This window comes from Sphaerisporangium sp. NPDC049457, from assembly GCF_055586705.1.
Map to the genome: position 1 here is coordinate 94,993 of NZ_JBVJHR010000017.1, position 16,986 is coordinate 111,978.

Below are 16,986 nucleotides of genomic sequence, written 5' to 3' on the forward strand. Positions count from 1 at the left end.
TCCTGCGACGCGGGCGGGACGGGCGGGCGGCGGGCTGTGGCGGCGTCCGCGTTCCAGGGCGGCGATGACGCCGATGCCCCTCTCCCCCGCCCGGCAGGCGGCGGCCGTGGTGGACGCCGTGCTCGCCGACCTGCCCCGCCACCGCGGCGTGGTCGTCGACTCCCCGCCCGGAGCCGGCAAGTCGACCCTGGTGGTGCGGGCCGCCGGCCATCTGGCCGCGACCGGTGACCCGCTGATGATCATCGCGCAGACCAACGAGCAGGTGGACGACCTGATCGTCCGGCTGGCCGAGGAGCACCCCGGCGTGCCCGTCGGCCGGCTGTCGGCCGCCGACTACGCCGTGCCGCAGCGCATCGTCGGAAAGGCCGCCATCGGCACCAAGCTGCCCGACCTCGGCGACCCGGCGATCGTGGTCGCGACGGCCGACAAGTGGGCCTGGGCGGGCGGGCGCACCTGGCCGTGGGCCATCGTGGACGAGGCGTACCAGATGCGCTCGGACAAGCTGCTGCGGGTGGCCGGGCTGTTCGAGCGGGCGCTGTTCGTCGGCGATCCCGGGCAGCTGGACCCGTTCTCGATCGTGGACGGCGACCGCTGGGCGGGCCTGTCCTGGGACCCGCTGCAGAGCGCGGTGTCGGTGCTGCTGCGGCACAATCCCGACCTTCCGGTGCACCGGCTCCCGGTGTCCTGGCGGCTGCCCGCCTCGGCGGCGCCGGTGGTGTCGGAGGCGTTCTACCCGTTCACCGGCTTCCGGGCGGGCACCGCGCCAGGCGAGCGGCGGCTGTCGTTCACGGCGGACGGCATGCGCACCGCCTACGACCGCGCGCTGGAGGAGGCGGCGCGGTCGGGCTGGGCGCTGTACGAGCTGCCGAGCCGGCACACGGTGCGCACCGACGCCGAGGCCGTCCAGGCGGTGGCGGCGCTGGCCACCCGGCTGCTGCAACGGGCTCCCGTCGCCTTCTCCGAGCGCGGCGAGCGGCCGGTGACCGCCGACCGGGTGGCGGTCGGCGCGGCGCACCGCGACCAGGTGGCGGCGATCCAGGCGGCGGGCCTTCCCGAGGGGGTCACCGTGGACACCGCCAACCGGCTGCAGGGCCGGGAGTACGACGTCACGATCGTCCTGCACCCGCTGTCGGGGCGCAGGGACGCCACCGCCTTCCACCTGGAGTCGGGTCGGCTGTGCGTGCTGACCTCGCGGCACCGGCACGCGTGCGTCGTCGTGGCCCGCGCCGGGATCCCCGAGCTGCTGGACGCCCATCCCTCCGCCGAGGCGGTGCAGCTCAACGTGCCGGTGAAGTTCCCCGACGGCTGGGAGGCCAACCAGGCCGTACTGGCCCACCTGGGGAAACACCGTGTCGAGGCCGCACCGCCCCGCTGACGCCGGCCGTCCCCGGCGGGCCGGCGGCCCGGAATGCGACGTCCGGAATCCGCTGCCAACGCTGGTCCGATCACCGCCAGCTCTCGTACGGGCGTTCGAACTACCTTCGTGAACGCAACGCGAACGAAGGAGTGATCATGGATTTGCAGCTTGCCGGCAAGGTCGCCGTCATCACCGGCGCCTCCAAGGGGATCGGGCTGGCGGTCGTCCGCGCCCTGCTGGAGGAGGGCGCCCACGTGGTGGCCGTCTCCCGTAAGAGCACCCACGAACTGGACGCGCTGTCCGGGCCGGGCCTGGAGCACGTGGCCGCCGACCTCATGGATCCGCAGGCGCCCGCCTCGGCGGTGGCGCGTGCCGTCGAGCGGTTCGGCGGGCTGGACGTGCTGGTGAACAACGCGGGCGGGCCGCCGCCGGGTACGCGGCTGCCGCGCTTCTCGTTCGAGGGGCCCACGGACGCCGACTGGCGGGAGATGTTCGAGTTCAACCTGTTCGCAGTGGTGCGCACCATACGAGCGGCGCTGCCCGAGCTGCTCGCCCGGGGCGGCGGCGCGATCGTCACCATCTCCTCGGGCGGCGCCCGGCACCCGGCGCCGATGAACGTCGACTACAACGCGGCGAAGGCGGCGCTGAACACACTGACCAAGGCGCTGTCTGAGGAGTACGGCCCGCGGGGCGTGCGGGTCAACACCGTCTCCCCCGGTCCGGTGCGCACGGCGTGGTGGACCGAGGAGGGCGGCGCGGCCGACATCCTGGCCGCTCAGACCGGCGCCGACCGCGACAGCGTTATGGACGCCGTCGCGCCGCAGATGATGAACCTCGTCACCGGCCGGCTCGTCGAGCCGCGGGAGGTCGCCGACGTGGTGGCGCTGCTCGCCTCCCCGCGTTCGGCGAGCACCACCGGGGCGGACTTCGCCGTGGACGGAGGCTTCCTCAAGGAACTGTGAGAGAGCCGGCCGGCGCCCGCCGCGGACGCCGGCCGGCCGTGTCCTTCGCCCGGGCCGGTCAGGAGCCCCAGACCTCCTCGGCGGTCTCGACGATCAGGCGGAGCTTGGCGAGCTGCTCCTCCCTGGTGAGGGAGTTGCCCTCGACGGTGGAGGAGAACCCGCACTGGGGCGACAGGCAGAGCTGGTCGAGGTCGACGTACTTGGCGGCCTCGTCGATCCGCCGCTTCAGGTCGTCCTTGGACTCAAGGGCGCCGCGCTTGGTGGTGACCAGGCCGAGGACGACCGCCTTGCCCTTGGGCACGAACCGCAGCGGCTCGAACCCTCCGGAGCGCTCGTCGTCGAACTCCAGGAAGAAGCCGTCCACGGCGAGCTCGCCGAACAGCGCCTCGGCCACGAAGTCGTAGCCTCCCGAGGCGACCCAGGAGGAGCGGAAGTTGCCCCGGCACATGTGGGTGGTGACCGACAGGCCCTCGGGCTTGTTCGCGAGGGCGTTGTTGATCTGCTTGATGTACCTCAGGTGCAGGTGCTCGGCGTCGTCCCCGCGCTCGGCGATCTCGGCGCGCTGGCCGGGGTCGTTGAGGTAGGCCAGGCTGGTGTCGTCGAACTGCAGGTAGGTGCATCCCAGGTCGGCCAGGCGGCGGACCTCCTCGGCGTAGGCGGCGCTGAGGTCGCTCCAGAACTGCTCCATGTCGGAGTAGACGCCCGGGTCGATGGCCGCCCGGCCGCCCCGGTAGTGGACCATGTTCGGCGAGGGGATGGTGAGCTTGGGGGTGGCCGTGGTCACCTGGTCGCGCAGGAAGGCGAAGTCCTCGCCGAAGATGGTCTGGCCGAGGCTCACCCGGTCGTGCACGCGCAGCGCGGCGGGAGCGAACTCGATGACCCCGTTCTCGTTGCGGAACTGCACGTTGATGTGCTCGTCGGCCGCCGCGCCGATGCCGCCCAGCCGGTAGATGAAGTCCATGTGCCAGGAGGCCCGGCGGAACTCACCGTCGGTGGCCGAGCGCAGGCCCACTTCCTCCTGGGCCCGCACCACCTCGCGGATCGACTCGTCCTCGATCTCCCGCAGCCGTTCCGCGGGAATGGTCCCGGCGGCGAACGCCGCACGCGCCTCCAGCAGCGCGGGGGGACGGAGCAGGCTACCGACATGGTCAGCGCGGAATGGGGGCTTTGTCCGCATGGCAATCCTCCAGTGATCGAATACGACTACCGTCCTATCAGCTTTTGGGCGGTTTCGCCGTACCGGCGAAGCGGATGTATCCATGCGTCACGGGCATACGCCACTCCGTGCGGCACCCAGCCTGCCCGCGGCATGCCGAAGGGCCACAGCAGGACCTTCACTCCCCCAGGGGCCCCCTCCCCCGCCTGCCGCGGCGCGCCATCGCGTTCCCGCCTCCCGGGCCGGCCGGCACGCGCCGGCGGCGCCTCGGCGGTCTCCTCGGCAATCTTCTCTTGGGTCTTCGCCGGAATCCTCTCGGGAGTCTTCGCCGGAGGTTTCTCCGGGATCTTCTCCGCGGTCCTCTCGGCGGGCCGCGCCCTGGACGCCTCCTCCGCCGCCGCGCGGGCGGAGGCGAGGCCGCCGGCCGCCGGCCCGGGCACCGGCCGGCCGTCCGCGCCGAGCTTCGGCTCGGGGCTGGTGGTCGAGGCCAGCAGGGCCAGCGAGATCAGCCCCATCACCGCGATCAGGATCAGCGCGAGTCCCATCAGCATCAGAACGGCCAGCAAGGTGTAGACCGCTCCGATGAACGCCATCATCGCCGTTCCTCCTCTTGTGCCGTCGCGGTGCAACCGTGCCCGCAAGGGGCACGGTCACACGTTTCCTGCCATAGGCGGACGCACCGATTCTCCCCTGTCCGCCGGGTGCCCGCGCCGGACGCGCGTCAGGCGCCGGGCATGGTGTCCAGGCGGCGGAGGATCACGCCCTCGCGCAGGGCCCACGGGCAGATCTCGACCTCGGAGACCTCGAACAGGTCCATGGTGGCGTCGGCGACGATGGCGCCGGCGAGCAACTGGGCGGCGCGGCCCGCGGAGACGCCCGGCAGGCCGGCCCGCTGCGCGTTGTCCATCTCGGCCAGCCGCCCCGTCCAGTGCGACACATCCTCGTGCCGCAGCACCCTCTTGACGTACGCGCCCTCACTGGACGACGCCGCGCCGGCGATGCGGGCCAGTTGCCTGAAGGTCTTGGAGGTGGCGACCGCGTGGTCGGCGCGGCCGTACTTCACCACGTCGCCGACGACCCTGCCGATCTGCGCGCGCACCTGCTTGCGCATGCCGCGCGTCTCCTCTGCGGGCGGAGGGTCGCCGGTGAACCACTGGCGCGTCATGCGGCCGGCGCCGAGCGGCAGGGAGATCGCCACGTCGGGCGCCTCCTCCATGCCGGAGGCGATCTCCAGGGAGCCGCCGCCGATGTCCAGCACGAGCAGCCGGCCCGAGGACCAGCCGAACCAGCGCCGCACCGCGAGGAACGTCAGCCGGGCCTCGTCCTGCCCGGACAGCACCCGGACGTCGACCTGGGTCGCGGAGCGCAGACGGGCCAGGACCTCCTCGCCGTTGGCCGCCTCGCGGACGGCCGAGGTGGCGAAGGCCATGATGTCCTCCACCCCCTTGTCCTCGGCGATGCGCAGCGAGTCCTCGACGAAGCGCCGCAGCTCGCGCTCACCTTCAGGGGACAGGATGTCGCCGTCGTGCAGGTGCTCGGCGAGCCGCAACTCGACCTTGTGCGAGTAGGCCGGCAGCGGCTGCGCACCCCTGTGGGCGTCCACCACGAGAAGGTGCACCGTGTTGGAGCCGATGTCGAGAACGCCGAGTCGCATGAGCAGACGCTACTACCCGCGCGAGACGCGGCGACGGCCGTGGCCACGGAGGTCACGGCCGTCGGGGTGAGGCGGGGACGGGCGGCGATGTCAGTCGAAGGCCGCCACGGGGGCCGACTGGGCCTGGTCGCCGTCCTTGGGCGCGGCGCCCGGGGCGGCCGGCCCGCTGCGCAGCGGGATCTCCTTGACCAGGGCCGCCAGAACCGGCACCAGGACGGCGAAGAAGATGGCCCAGAAGAAGATGCTGGAGATGGAGGAGGCCAGCGACTCCAGGAAGCCGGTGCGCACCTGGGCGGGGAGCCGGGCCAGCGACGCCGGGTCCAGGCGCCCGCCGCCGCCCTCGGCCATCTGCGCCGCCTGCGGGCCGAGCTTCTCGGTCAGGCTGGCGGTGAGCTGGTTGTTGAAGATGGCGCCGAACAGCGACACGCCGAAGGAGCCGCCGATCGAGCGGAAGAAGGTCGAGGCGCTGCTGGCCACGCCCAGGTCCTTCTGCTCGACGCTGTTCTGCGCGATCAGCATGGTGGTCTGCATGAGGCCGCCCATGCCGAGGCCGAGCACGGCGATGAACACGCCGGTCTCCCAGCGGGCCGTGTTGGCGTCCATGAGCGACAGCAGCCACATGCCGACGACCATGACGGCGCCGCCCGCGATCGGGTAGATCTTGTACTTGCCGGTCCTGGTGATCGCCTGGCCGACGAAGAGCGAGACCACCATCATGGCCGCCATCATCGGCAGCAGCAGCAGGCCGGAGTTGGTCGCCGAGGCGCCCTGGACGGTCTGCTGGAACAGCGGCAGGAAGTTGATCACGCCGAACATGGCGAAGCCCAGCAGGAAGCCGATCAGCGAGATCAGCGTGAAGTTGCGGTCGCGGAAGACGTGCAGCGGCATGATCGGCTCGGCGACCCGGCGCTCCACCGGGACGAAAAGGGCGAGCGACACCACGGCGACCGCCACCAGGCCGAGGATCTGCCAGGAGCCCCACTCGTACTCGTTGCCGCCCCAGGTGGTGATCAGCACCAGCGCGGTGATGCCCACGGCGAGCAGGCCCGCGCCCAGCCAGTCGATGCGGTGCTCGGTGCGGTACTTCGGCAGGTGCAGCCGGAAGACCAGCAGGACGAACGCCACGGCGCCGATGGGCAGGTTCACGTAGAACGCCCAGCGCCAGTTGAGGTGGTCGGTGATGAATCCGCCGACCAGCGGGCCGGCGATCATCGCCAGCGACATCATCGCCGCCATGATGCCCTGGTAGCGCCCGCGCTCGCGAGGCGGCACCAGGTCGCCGATGATGGCCATGGCGTTGACCATGAGACCGCCGGCGCCCAGGCCCTGCAGGGCGCGGAAACCGATGAGCTCCATCATGCCGTCGCCGGTGCCCCCGAACAGGTCGGAACCGGCCATGCCGCACAGCACCGAGCCGACCATGAAGATCGCGATCGACGACAGGAACACGTTCTTGCGGCCGTAGAGGTCGCCGATCTTGCCCCAGATAGGGGTCGACACGGTGGTCCCCAGCACGTACGCGGTGACCACCCAAGAGAGATGGGCCAAGCCGCCCAGCTCGCCGACGATGCGCGGCATCGCCGTCCCGACGATCATGTTGTCGAGCATCGCCAGGATCATCGCGAGCATCAGCCCCGGCAGGACGAGCATTACCTCCCGCCGGCGGCCGGGAACTGCCTCGGCCTCGGTCTCCGTCATGTTTTTGAGCCCCCTTGGTGAATGCTTACTTACTTGCCGACCGGCTAGTGACTATACTGCCCAAGCTAGAGTGCTTACTTGCCGGCCGTCAAGTTAATTAGGGGAACTAAGGAGCGTCTGAAGACATATGAGGCCACACAGCGACACGCGAGCTCGCATCCAGGAGATCGCCTTGCGGCTCTTCACCGAGCAGGGATACGAGGCGACCTCGCTGCGGGAGATCGCCGAGGCGCTCGGGGTGACCAAGGCGGCACTGTACTACCACTTCCGCACGAAAGAGGACATACTCGCCAGTCTGGCCACGGACCGGCAGGCCACCATGGAGCGTCTCATCGAGTGGGCGCAGGGGCAGCCCCGGACGGTCGAGACCCGGCGGGAGTTCATCAGGCGTTACGCCGACGAGGTCCACAGCGGCCATCACCACGCGTTCGTGCGGTTCATGGAGCGCAACCAGACGGCGCTGCGCGGCCATCCGAAGTTCGACAAGATGCGCAACCTCATGGGCAACCTCGGCGGCGTGCTCTGGGACGAGGACGCCACGACCGCGCAGCGGCTGCGAGCCTCGATGGCGATCTTCACGCTGCACGCCACCTGGTTCCTGCTCAAGGACGAGAACATCTCCGACGAGGAGCGCAAGGAGGCGGCCCTCGGCCTGGCGCTGGAGCTGCTGGAGTCCGCTCAGCCCGCCACCGGCTGACCGCGCCGGCGGCCCCGGGCACCGGGCCGCGACCCCGCCGCCGGGACCGAGAAGGCGCCACGAGGTTCCGCTCCTCACCGGGCGTGCGTGAGGGTTGGACGAGGTGATATCGGTAAGGTCGTGGCGAGCTGGGCGAAGCGAAAAGGAGTGACCCGGTGAGCATTTCCGGCTACGGCCGCGCCGCCACGTGGCCGCGACTGAGCACGCGTTCCTGGTTCACCGCCACACTGGCGGTCATGGCGCTGCTGCTGGCGATCTCGGCGGTGATCGGCACCTGGGCCCTCAGTCGCAGCACCTTCACCTTCGACCAGATGACCCAGCGCATCGTCCCCGGCCTGCTGTCGGCCGAGCGCCTGCGCGCGGCCCTGCTCGACCAGGAGACCGGCGTCCGCGGCTACGTCGTCAGCGGCCAGCAGGAGTTCCTCACCTCCTACGAGGAAGGGCGCGCCGCGGAGCGGGCGGCGGTTGGCGAGATGCGGCGGTCTCTGGCGGGCGGTTCTCCGCTCGCCGACCTCGACGTCATCGAGCTGCGCGCGGATTCCTGGCGCAGGGGGTACGCCGAGCCGATGATCGCGGCGGTGCGCGCGCGGGGGCCGGGGACGGCCGACCCCGTGCGGGCCGGCGAGGGCGAAGCGCGGTTCGACCGCATCAAGGCCGCCCTGGACGAGCAGGTGACGAACCTGCGGCGGGCCCAGACGCGATCGGCCGCGGACATCGCCCAGGCGCGCTTCTGGCGCAACACCGTGCTCACCACCATCCTGATCATGTTCGTCGTCACCCTGCTGATCGTGGGACTGCTGCTCCGCTACGCCGTCCTTCGTCCCCTCGACCGGCTCGGCGCGGCCTCGCGGCGGGTGGCCAACGGCGACTTCGACCACGCGATCGACATCCGGGGGCCGAAGGACCTGACGATGCTGGCGGCCGACGTCGACGCCATCCGGCGGCGCATCTTGGCCGAGCTCAGCGTGTCGCAGGACGCCCGGCGGCGCCTGCAGGAGCAGGCCGACCTGCTGAGCGAGCAGGCCGAGGAGCTGCGCCGTTCCAACTCCGAGCTGGAGCAGTTCGCCTACGTCGCCTCGCACGACCTGCAGGAGCCCGTGCGCAAGGTGACCGCCTTCTGCCAGCTCCTGCAGCGCCGCTACGCCGACCAGCTCGACGAGCGCGGCAACGAGTACATCGCGTTCGTGGTGGACGGCGCCAAGCGCATGCAGTCGCTGATCGCCGAGCTGCTGACCTTCTCCCGGGTGGGACGCCAGCAGAACGATCGGACGCCCGTGCCGCTCGCCGAACCGCTCGACCGCGCGCTGGCCAACCTGGAGACGCTGACGGACGAGACCGGCGCCGTGGTGCGGCGGCCGGAGCTGCCCAAGGTCGTCGGCGACCCCGCCCTGCTCACGATGCTGTGGCAGAACCTCCTCGGCAACGCCATGAAGTTCCGGTCACCGGACCGGGCGCCCGAGATCGAGATCACCGTCGAACGCGCCGGCGACATGTGGGAGGTGGCGGTCGCCGACAACGGCATCGGCGTCGAGGCGCGGTTCGCCGACAAGATCTTCGTCATCTTCCAGCGGCTGCACAACCGCGCCGAGTACGAGGGCACCGGCATCGGCCTGGCCCTGTGCAAGAAGATCGTCGAGTACCACGGCGGGCGGATCCGCCTGGACACCGAGCGCACCGAGGGCACCCGCTTCCTGTTCACGCTGCCGGCGGCCTCCGGCGGCGCGGACGCCCCGTCGGCCCGCGCGGACGCCTCGCCCGTCTCCGAGCCCGAGCGCGAAAGCACCTCCCGCTGACCCGGCCGCCGCACGTCCCTAACGTTCCCGCACGACGGTGACGCCGCCGGCCGGGACGGTGGCGGCGCCGGTGTACTCCACCCCGTCCAGCACGCCGCTACCCGTCACGCCCGGGACGGTGACCGGCTCCTCCGCGTGATTGATCAGGAACAGGTGCCCGGCGCGCCGGACGACCTCCAGCGTCTCGGGCAGGTCGCGCGGCCGCTCGACGCCCGCGGCGTCCAGCGCCTCGGCCAGCAGGGGACGCGGGTCGGCGACGCCGGTGGCCAGGTACCAGGCGGCGCCGGCTCCGAGGTCGTGACGGGTGAAGGCGGGATGGCCCGCGTCGGGCCCGCCGGCGAAGGTCCACAGCGCGCGGGCCCCGGCCGGGCGCACCCGCTCCGACCAGATCCGCCCGGAGAGACCCCGCCCCGGTTGCGACGAACGCGTCCCGGACCCGGCCGGAACCGGTGCGGACCCGGCCGTCTCAGGCTGAACCGGAGCGGACCCGGCAGCCGCGGACCCGGGCGATACAGACCCGGGCGCTACAGACCCGGCCGCCTCGGGCGGCGTGGACGGGGCGAGGGCGACGCTCTCGCCGTCGCGCAGCGGGTGGAACTCCTCGACCGTCAGGCCGAGCACGTCGCGCAGCGCCCCCGGGTACGGCCCGGCGTGGACGGTGTCGTGCTCGTCGACGATGCCGGAGAAGTAGGACACCAGCAGGTGGCCGCCCGCCTCGACGTACCGGCGCAGGTTCTTGGCGCCCGCCTCGGTGAGCAGGTAGAGGCTCGGCGCCACCACCAGCCGGTATCCCGACATGTCAGCGGCCGGGGGGACGAAGTCGACGGTCACGTGCGAGCGCCAGAGCGCCTCGTAATAGGCGTCCACCCGCTCGCGGTAGGACAGGTCGATCGACGGGCGCCACTCCAGTTCCAGCGCCCACCACGACTGCCAGTCCCACACGATGGCGACGTCGGCGCGCACCGACCCGCCGCGCACGGCGGAGAGCTTGGCGAGGTCGGCGCCGAGGTCCTTGACGTCGCGCCAGACGCGCGAGTCGGCGCCGGCCTGCGGGACCATCGCCGAGTGGAACTTCTCGGCCCCGAAGCGCGAGGCGCGCCACTGGAAGTACAGCACCGAGTCCGAGCCGCGGGCCACGTGGGCGAGGCTGTTGCGGCGCATCTCCCCCGGCCTCTTGGCGATGTTGCGCGGCTGCCAGCTCACCGCGCCGGTGGAGTGCTCCATCAGCATCCACGGCCCGCCGGCCAGCGACCGGGTGAGGTCGGCGGACATGGCAAGGTCGATGTGGTTGTCGGCCCGCTCGGCCGCAAGGTAGTGGTCGTTGGAGACGACGTCCACCTCGCGGGCCCACGCCCAGTAGTCCATCGACTTGCAGTTGGTGGTCATGAAGTTCGTGGTGACCGGCACCGCGGGGGTGATCCGCCGCAGGATGTCGCGCTGCAGGCGGTAGCAGTCGAGGTGCTCGTCGGAGGTGAAGCGCATGAAGTCGAGCCGCTGGGCCGGGTTGACCACGGTGTGGTTGGCCCGCGGGGCGTCGATCTCCTCCCAGGCGGTGTAGCGCTGGCCCCAGAAGGTGGTGCCCCACGCGTCGTTGAGCGACGACAGGTCCTGGTAGGCGCGGCGCAGCCAGCGGCGGAACGCCTCGACGCTGTTGTCGCAGTAGCACTCGCCGAGCGGCGCGCCGTACTCGTTGTGGACGTGCCACAGCGCCACCGCCGGATGGCCGGCGTAGTGCTCGGCCAGCGCGGTGGCCAGCCCCGCGGTCGCGGCGCGGTACTCCGGCGAGCTGGGGCAGGCCGACTCCCTGCCGCCCACACCGATGCGGTGGCCCTCGCGGGTGACCGGCAGCGATGAGGGGTGCATGCGCGAGAACCAGGCGGGCGGGGCGGCGGTGGGCGTGCCGAGGCCGACCTGGACGCCGGTGGCGTGCAGCCGGTCGACGATCTCGTCGAGCCAGCCGAACTCGTAGGCGCCCGGCGCCGGCTCCATCAGCACCCAGCCGAAGATGCCGACGTTGACCAGGTTCACCCCGGCCTCGCGCATGAGCCGCAGATCCTCGCGGCGGGTCTCCTCCGGCCACTGCTCGGGGTTGTAGTCCCCTCCGTACGCGATGCCCCGCATCGGTCCCCCTCGATTTCCACTCTGTGAACGTGCACAGTAACCGAAGACCCGGCAACCCGGAAGCGCCGCCCAAGACCAGGTGCTGTTTAACGACCCCGTAACGGCTCTTGACGTAGCCGTATCGGTCTTCTCACCCTGTGAACGTTCACAGAGATATGTGCGCACCCGAACTCGGACATGGAGCTACGCATGGGAACACGACGGCTCTCGGCGGTGGCGGCGGTCGCGCTCGCCGCCGCGCTCGCCGCGGGATGCTCCGGAGGGACGACCGGTGACGCCGGCTCCCCCGCCGCGTCGTCCGGCGCCCCGGCCCGGCCGGTCAAGCTGACCTACTGGACCTGGGTCCCGAACATGGACAAGATCGTCCAGGCCTGGAACGCCTCGCACCTTGACATCCAGGTCACGGTGAGCAAGCAGGCCGGCGGGGACGACGCGGCCGCGAAGTTCCTCACCGCCGCCAAGGCCGGCAACCCGCCCGACCTGGTGCAGGCCGAGTACCAGATGCTGCCCTCGTTCGTGGCCGCCGACGCCGTCGCCGACATCACGGCCGAGGCCGGGCCCGCCAAGGCGGAGTTCGGCGAGGGCATCTGGGGCCTGGTCACCCTCGGCACCGACGCCGTGTACGCCATCCCGCAGGACAGCGGGCCCATGATGCTCTACTACCGCAAGGACCTGTTCGAGAAGTACGGCCTGGAGGTGCCGAAGACCTGGGACGACTACGCGGCCGCCGCCCGCGCCGTGCACAAGGAGCACCCCAAGGTGCTGCTCGGCACCTTCTCCAGCAAGGACCCCGGCGCGTTCGCGGGCCTGGCCCAGCAGGCCGGCGCCCAGTGGTGGTCCATCGACGGCGAGTCGTGGAAGGTGGACATCGCCGGCGAGGCCACCCTCAAGGTCGCCGACTACTGGGGCGGCCTGGTCAAGGAGGGCGTGATCGGCGACAAGCCGTACTTCACCCCCGAGTGGAACAAGGCGCTCAACGACGGCACGCTGCTCACCTGGCCGTCGGCCGTCTGGGGGCCGGGCGTGCTGTCCAGCAACGCCCCCGACGGGAAGGGCAAGTGGGCGATCGCGCCGCTGCCGCAGTGGAACGCGGGCGAGCAGCACACCGGGTTCTGGGGCGGGTCCTCCACCGCCGTCTCCGAGAAGTCGCCGAGCAAGCAGGCGGCCGTGCGGTTCGCCACCTGGCTGAACACCGACCCGCAGGCCCTCGCCCTGCTGGTGAAGGAGGGCTCGGTCTACCCGGCGTCCACCAAGGGGCAGCAGTCGCTCTCGCAGGCCCCGGACTACTTCGCCGGCCAGCCCGACTTCTGGCAGACGGCCGCCGAAATCGGCGCCACCGCGCGCGGCTTCACCTTCGGCCCGGACGTCAACGTCACCTACAACGCCTTCAAGGACGCCTTCGACAAGGCCATCGAGAACCGGTCGGACTTCTCCGCCGCGGTGCGCACCATGCAGGACGCGACCGTCGCCGACATGCGCAAGTCCGGGTTCCAGCTCACCCCATGAGCCCGCGCCGGACGGCAGGCGCCCGCACGCACCGTGCGGGCGCCGCGCCCTACCTGTTCCTCGCGCCGGCGATGACGCTGTTCGTGCTGTTCATGGCGCTGCCCATCGGCTACACCGTCTACCTCAGCCTGCGCCGCACCAAGGTCTCCGGCCTCGGCCTCGGCCTCGGCAAGGGCGCCAGGAAGGAGGTCTTCGTCGGGGCGGCGAACTACGCCGCCGTGCTGGGCGACGGCGAACTGTGGGCCGGGTGGCTGCGCGTGCTCCTGTACGGCGCGCTGGTGCTGGCGGTGATGCTCGGCCTCGCGCTGCTCTTCGCGCTGCTGCTCGACTCGCTGCACGTCCGCTTCGCCCGTTTCTCCCGCATCGCGATCTTCCTGCCGTACGCGGTGCCGGGGGTGGCCGCCTCGCTGCTGTGGGGCTTCCTCTACCTGCCGGGCGTCAGCCCGGTCAGCGACGCGCTGTCGGCGCTCGGCGCCGAGGTCGACCTGCTCGCGGCGGGCACGGTGACGTTCTCGATGGCCAACGTGGCCGTCTGGGGCGGCGTCGGGTTCAACATGCTGGTGCTGTACACCACGCTGCGCGCCGTGCCGCGCGAGTTCTACGAGGCCGCCCGCATCGACGGCGCGAGCGAGACGCAGATCGCCCTGCGGATCAAGGTGCCGATCCTGGCGCCCGCCACCATCCTCACCACCGTCTTCTCGGTCATCGCCACGATCCAGGTGTTCACCGAGCCCATGACGCTGCGCCCGCTGACCAACACCATCAGCACGACGTGGAGCCCGCTGATGAAGGTCTACCGGGACGCCTTCGTCACCGGCGACCTGTACTCGGCCGCGGCCACCGCCGTGGTCATCGCCGCGATCTCGGTCGTGCTGTCGTTCGGGTTCCTGCGCGTCGTGCGCGCACGCGCCTTCGGGGAGGGCTGATGACACCGACCGGCGTGGCCGTGCCGGCCGGGAGGACGGCCGCCGCCGGACGCCGCCGCGGGGCGCGCGGCGCCGCGCCGACGGCGGTGCTGGTGCTCGGCGCGCTGTACTGCCTGTTCCCCGTCGGCTGGGTGGCGATCGCCGCGACCAAGTCCAGGTCCGAGCTGTTCGCCACCTCGACGCTCGCGCCCGGCAGCGGCCTGCCGTCCAACCTGGCCGACCTCGCCGCCTACCGCGACGGGGTGTTCTGGCTGTGGATGCTCAACACCGCGCTGTACGCGGGGGCGGGGGCGCTGCTGTCGACCGGCGTGTCGGCCGTCTCGGGGTACGCGTTGGCCAAGTTCCGCTTCCCCGGCCGCGACCTGGCGTTCAACCTGCTGCTCGGCGGCATCCTGGTCCCCGCCGTGGTGCTCGCCGTCCCGCAGTACCTGCTGCTGTCCAAGGCGGGGCTGGCCGACACCTACTGGTCGGTGCTGCTCCCGCAGATCCTCAGCCCGTACGGCATCTACCTGGCGCGGGTCTACGCCGCGGCGGCGATCCCGGACGCGCTGCTGGAGGCGGGGCGCATCGACGGGGCCACCGAGGGACGGCTGGCGCGCGAGGTCGCGCTGCCGCTCATGCTGCCCGCCATGGTGACCATCTTCCTGTTCCAGTTCGTCGCCATCTGGAACAACTTCCTGCTGCCGTTCATCATGCTCGGCGACGACCACAAGTTCCCCATGACGGTCGGCCTCTACACGATGCTCGCCGCCGGGGCGAACCAGCCCTCCCTGTACAACCTGATCATCACGGGCACGCTGCTGTCGCTCGTCCCGCTCGTCGCGCTGTTCCTCACCATGCAGCGGTACTGGCGGACGGACCTGTCCGGCGGCGCCGTGAAAAACTGATGCGCGTGTCCAGAAGACGTCCCACCATCCACGACGTGGCCGCCGCCGCCGGCATCTCGCGCGGCACGGTCTCGCGTGTGCTCAACGGCGACCGGTATGTGAGCACGGCGGCGCGCGCCGCGATCGAACGGGCCATCGCCGAGACGGGGTACGTGGTCAACCGCCACGCCCGCAGTCTGGTCACCCAGCGCACCGGCTCGGTGGCCCTGGTGCTGTCGGAGCCGCAGGAGAAGCTGTTCGAGGATCCGAACTTCGGCGTCCTGCTGCGCACCGCGACCCAGCGGCTCGCGCAGCGGGACGTCTCCCTCGTCCTGATGATCGCCGGGGACGCCGGCGACCGCGAGCGGGTGGGCCGCTACCTGCGCGGCGGGCACGCCGACGGCGTCCTGCTGCTCTCGACGCACGCCGGCGACCCGCTGCTCGACGAGCTCGAACGCGCCGGGGTGCCCACTGTGGCCTGCGGGGCCGTCCTGGGCAGGGAGGCCCTCATCCCCTACGCCGCCGCCGACGACCGCGAGGGGGCGCGGCAGATGACCCGATACCTGGTCGACCAGGGGCGCAGGCGCATCGCCACGATCACCGGGCCGCTGGACACGCCGGGCGGGCTGCGGCGGCTGGAGGGCTTCGCCGACGTGCTCGGCCGGCGGGCGACCAAGAAGCTGATCGCCCACGGCGACTACACCAGGCGCGGCGGCGAGCTGGCGATGGCGGAGCTGCTCGAACGGGCGCCCGGCCTCGACGCGGTGTTCGTCGGGTCCGACCTGATGGCGGCCGGCGCGCTGGCCGCGCTGCGCGCCGCGGGGCGCCGGGTGCCCGACGACGTCGCGGTCGGCGGGTTCGACGACTCGGCCGTGGCCGTCTCCACCCACCCGCCGCTCACCACGATGCGCCAGCCCCTCGAACGGGTCGCGCAGGAGACCGTCCGCCTCCTGCTCGCCCTGGTGGACGGCGCCGAGAGCGTGGAGCCGGTGGTCCTTCCCACCGAGCTGGTGATCCGCGAGTCCGCCTGACACCCGGGGCGCCTCGGCGATGGCCGTCCGCGAGCGAGGACCCGACGCCGTACGGCCCGTCCTGCCGGGACCGCGCCGGGCGGGCGGCTTCGCGGGGTCAGCGAGCGGGCAGGCGCGGACCATGACACCGATGAACTGGCCGTCCCGCACGAAGCCGAAGGGCCGCCGCCTCGGCGAGCGTCAGGAAGGCGTAGCCGACGACCCCTCCGGGCGCCGGCCGCCAGGTCAGCGACATGGCCTCCGCGGCGGCCGAGGCCAGTTCGCGGGTCCCGGTCCACCGGCTCGCGCCGGGGTCGCTCATGCGGTCGAGGCGAGGGGAAGGTCCTCCAGGCGTCCGCCGGCGGCGACGACGTGGTGATCGGAGTCGAGCAGGTACAGCGCGGGGGTCCAGGTGTTGCGGAACGCGCCCGACACCGGTTCGCCGTCGACGGTCGTGGCGGCGAACGCGCCGATGGCCGAGCCGGGCCCGAGCACGAGGGGAGGCCCGGCGTGCTGGGCGCCTCCCCCGCCGATCCGCCGCAGCCGGCGGACGAGGCCGAGGGTGAGGATCAGGTTGAACACGCAGAGCACGCCGACGAGCACGACGGCGGCGGTCAGGTAGGGCATCAGGCGTTCCTCGCGAAGAGATCGGCGATGTCGTCGAGGGAGGCGATCAGAAGCGCCCCGATGAGTCCCGCGGCGCCCGCGATGACCGCCCCCGCGAGGGCGGGCGCGCCGCCCGGCAGCAGCCCGCCGAGGACGGCCGCGGTGATCAGGAGGCCGTTGCGCACCAGGTGCCGGGGGCCGAGGGGGGCGGCGGAGGCGCCGAAGCAGCGGCAGGGGGCGGTCTGCCCCCGTCGCAGCGCGCGGGCGATCGCGGCGGTGAACGCGACGAGCAGGGCGCAGGCGAGCGCGAGGCCGTACGAGGTGACCGGCGGCACCGCTACCGTGATCGGGACCAGCGCCTCCAGCGCGACGACCGCCATCGCCAGCGGCCGGAGGTGTTCGCGCCGGGCCGGGACGAGCGCGGGCAGGGAACGGCGGAAACCCTCGAGATCGCGCAGCTTCGACACCGCGCTGATCGCGAAGACCAGTGCGACCAGGCAGGCGCATCCGACCCGTACGTACTCCATCCACGCACCTCCACCGCCGTGGGGGGGGGGGGGGGGGGGGGGGGGGGGGGGGGGGGGGGGGGGGGGGGGGGGGGGGGGGGGGGGGGGAGGGGGGGAAGGGAAAGAGA

At 72.0% G+C, this 16,986-nt stretch carries 16 protein-coding genes; 8 read left to right on the plus strand and 8 right to left on the minus strand.

Annotated elements, in window-relative coordinates; genetic code table 11:
• Positions 1 to 64: 64 nt before the first annotated feature.
• Both ACZ6QO_RS25895 and ACZ6QO_RS25900 read left to right on the plus strand, forming a co-directional pair.
• On the plus strand, positions 65 to 1,375 hold the full coding sequence (locus tag ACZ6QO_RS25895) for an AAA family ATPase (RefSeq protein WP_465854194.1): 1,311 nt from the start codon (positions 65 to 67) through the stop codon (positions 1,373 to 1,375).
• Between the two features lie 137 nt (positions 1,376 to 1,512).
• Complete coding sequence (locus ACZ6QO_RS25900) at positions 1,513 to 2,319, plus strand: SDR family NAD(P)-dependent oxidoreductase (RefSeq protein WP_465854195.1); 807 nt, start codon at positions 1,513 to 1,515, stop codon at positions 2,317 to 2,319.
• Positions 2,320 to 2,377: 58 nt separating this feature from the next.
• Here ACZ6QO_RS25900 and ACZ6QO_RS25905 read toward each other — a convergent pair whose 3' ends face one another.
• The 4 genes from ACZ6QO_RS25905 to ACZ6QO_RS25920 form a co-directional block, all read right to left on the minus strand.
• The gene (locus tag ACZ6QO_RS25905; protein ID WP_465854196.1) at positions 2,378 to 3,496 is read right to left on the minus strand and encodes a 5-methyltetrahydropteroyltriglutamate--homocysteine S-methyltransferase; all 1,119 of its coding nucleotides are present in this window, start codon (positions 3,494 to 3,496) and stop codon (positions 2,378 to 2,380) included.
• A gap of 26 nt (positions 3,497 to 3,522) precedes the next feature.
• On the minus strand, positions 3,523 to 4,071 hold the full coding sequence (locus ACZ6QO_RS25910; RefSeq protein WP_465854197.1) for a hypothetical protein: 549 nt from the start codon (positions 4,069 to 4,071) through the stop codon (positions 3,523 to 3,525).
• 125 nt (positions 4,072 to 4,196) lie between these two features.
• The gene (locus ACZ6QO_RS25915; protein WP_465854198.1) at positions 4,197 to 5,129 is read right to left on the minus strand and encodes a Ppx/GppA family phosphatase; all 933 of its coding nucleotides are present in this window, start codon (positions 5,127 to 5,129) and stop codon (positions 4,197 to 4,199) included.
• A gap of 90 nt (positions 5,130 to 5,219) precedes the next feature.
• The gene (locus ACZ6QO_RS25920; protein WP_465854199.1) at positions 5,220 to 6,827 is read right to left on the minus strand and encodes an MDR family MFS transporter; all 1,608 of its coding nucleotides are present in this window, start codon (positions 6,825 to 6,827) and stop codon (positions 5,220 to 5,222) included.
• Between the two features lie 127 nt (positions 6,828 to 6,954).
• On the opposite strand from ACZ6QO_RS25920, the gene ACZ6QO_RS25925 reads away from it, so the two are divergent.
• Positions 6,955 to 7,524 carry a TetR/AcrR family transcriptional regulator gene (locus ACZ6QO_RS25925; protein ID WP_465854200.1) on the plus strand — a complete coding sequence of 190 codons (570 nt, stop codon included), beginning with the start codon at positions 6,955 to 6,957 and terminating at the stop codon, positions 7,522 to 7,524.
• Between the two features lie 155 nt (positions 7,525 to 7,679).
• The gene (locus ACZ6QO_RS25930; RefSeq protein WP_465854201.1) at positions 7,680 to 9,317 is read left to right on the plus strand and encodes a sensor histidine kinase; all 1,638 of its coding nucleotides are present in this window, start codon (positions 7,680 to 7,682) and stop codon (positions 9,315 to 9,317) included.
• Between the two features lie 18 nt (positions 9,318 to 9,335).
• On the opposite strand, the gene ACZ6QO_RS25935 is transcribed toward ACZ6QO_RS25930, so the two are convergent.
• A complete protein-coding gene (locus ACZ6QO_RS25935; RefSeq protein ID WP_465854202.1) occupies positions 9,336 to 11,438 on the minus strand; it encodes a beta-galactosidase in 2,103 nt (700 codons plus the stop codon).
• A 189-nt stretch (positions 11,439 to 11,627) separates the two neighbouring features.
• On the opposite strand from ACZ6QO_RS25935, the gene ACZ6QO_RS25940 reads away from it, so the two are divergent.
• Genes ACZ6QO_RS25940 through ACZ6QO_RS25955 form a run of 4 tightly spaced genes read left to right on the plus strand, consistent with a single transcriptional unit; the run spans position 11,628 to position 15,767 of the window.
• On the plus strand, positions 11,628 to 12,944 hold the full coding sequence (locus ACZ6QO_RS25940; protein WP_465854203.1) for an ABC transporter substrate-binding protein: 1,317 nt from the start codon (positions 11,628 to 11,630) through the stop codon (positions 12,942 to 12,944).
• The gene (locus tag ACZ6QO_RS25945; protein ID WP_465854204.1) at positions 12,941 to 13,870 is read left to right on the plus strand and encodes a carbohydrate ABC transporter permease; all 930 of its coding nucleotides are present in this window, start codon (positions 12,941 to 12,943) and stop codon (positions 13,868 to 13,870) included. Before ACZ6QO_RS25940 ends, ACZ6QO_RS25945 begins: the two co-directional genes overlap by 4 nt.
• Positions 13,870 to 14,757, plus strand: coding sequence for a carbohydrate ABC transporter permease (locus ACZ6QO_RS25950; RefSeq protein WP_465854205.1), 888 nt, complete (start codon positions 13,870 to 13,872; stop codon positions 14,755 to 14,757). The genes ACZ6QO_RS25945 and ACZ6QO_RS25950 overlap by 1 nt, the downstream gene beginning before the upstream one ends.
• Positions 14,757 to 15,767 (plus strand): LacI family DNA-binding transcriptional regulator, encoded by a 1,011-nt coding sequence (locus tag ACZ6QO_RS25955; RefSeq protein WP_465854206.1) that lies wholly within the window; start codon positions 14,757 to 14,759, stop codon positions 15,765 to 15,767. Before ACZ6QO_RS25950 ends, ACZ6QO_RS25955 begins: the two co-directional genes overlap by 1 nt.
• 97 nt (positions 15,768 to 15,864) lie before the next feature.
• Here the strand turns inward: ACZ6QO_RS25955 and ACZ6QO_RS25960 are convergent, their stop codons facing one another.
• From ACZ6QO_RS25960 to ACZ6QO_RS25970, 3 genes are read right to left on the minus strand one after another with little or no spacing between them, the layout of a single operon-like run.
• Positions 15,865 to 16,068, minus strand: coding sequence for a hypothetical protein (locus ACZ6QO_RS25960; RefSeq protein WP_465854207.1), 204 nt, complete (start codon positions 16,066 to 16,068; stop codon positions 15,865 to 15,867).
• Positions 16,065 to 16,373 (minus strand): hypothetical protein, encoded by a 309-nt coding sequence (locus ACZ6QO_RS25965; protein WP_465854208.1) that lies wholly within the window; start codon positions 16,371 to 16,373, stop codon positions 16,065 to 16,067. Before ACZ6QO_RS25965 ends, ACZ6QO_RS25960 begins: the two co-directional genes overlap by 4 nt.
• Entirely contained in the window at positions 16,373 to 16,879 is a 507-nt protein-coding gene (locus tag ACZ6QO_RS25970; protein ID WP_465854209.1) for a MauE/DoxX family redox-associated membrane protein, read from the minus strand. The genes ACZ6QO_RS25965 and ACZ6QO_RS25970 overlap by 1 nt, the downstream gene beginning before the upstream one ends.
• Between the last annotated feature and the right edge of the window lie 107 nt (positions 16,880 to 16,986).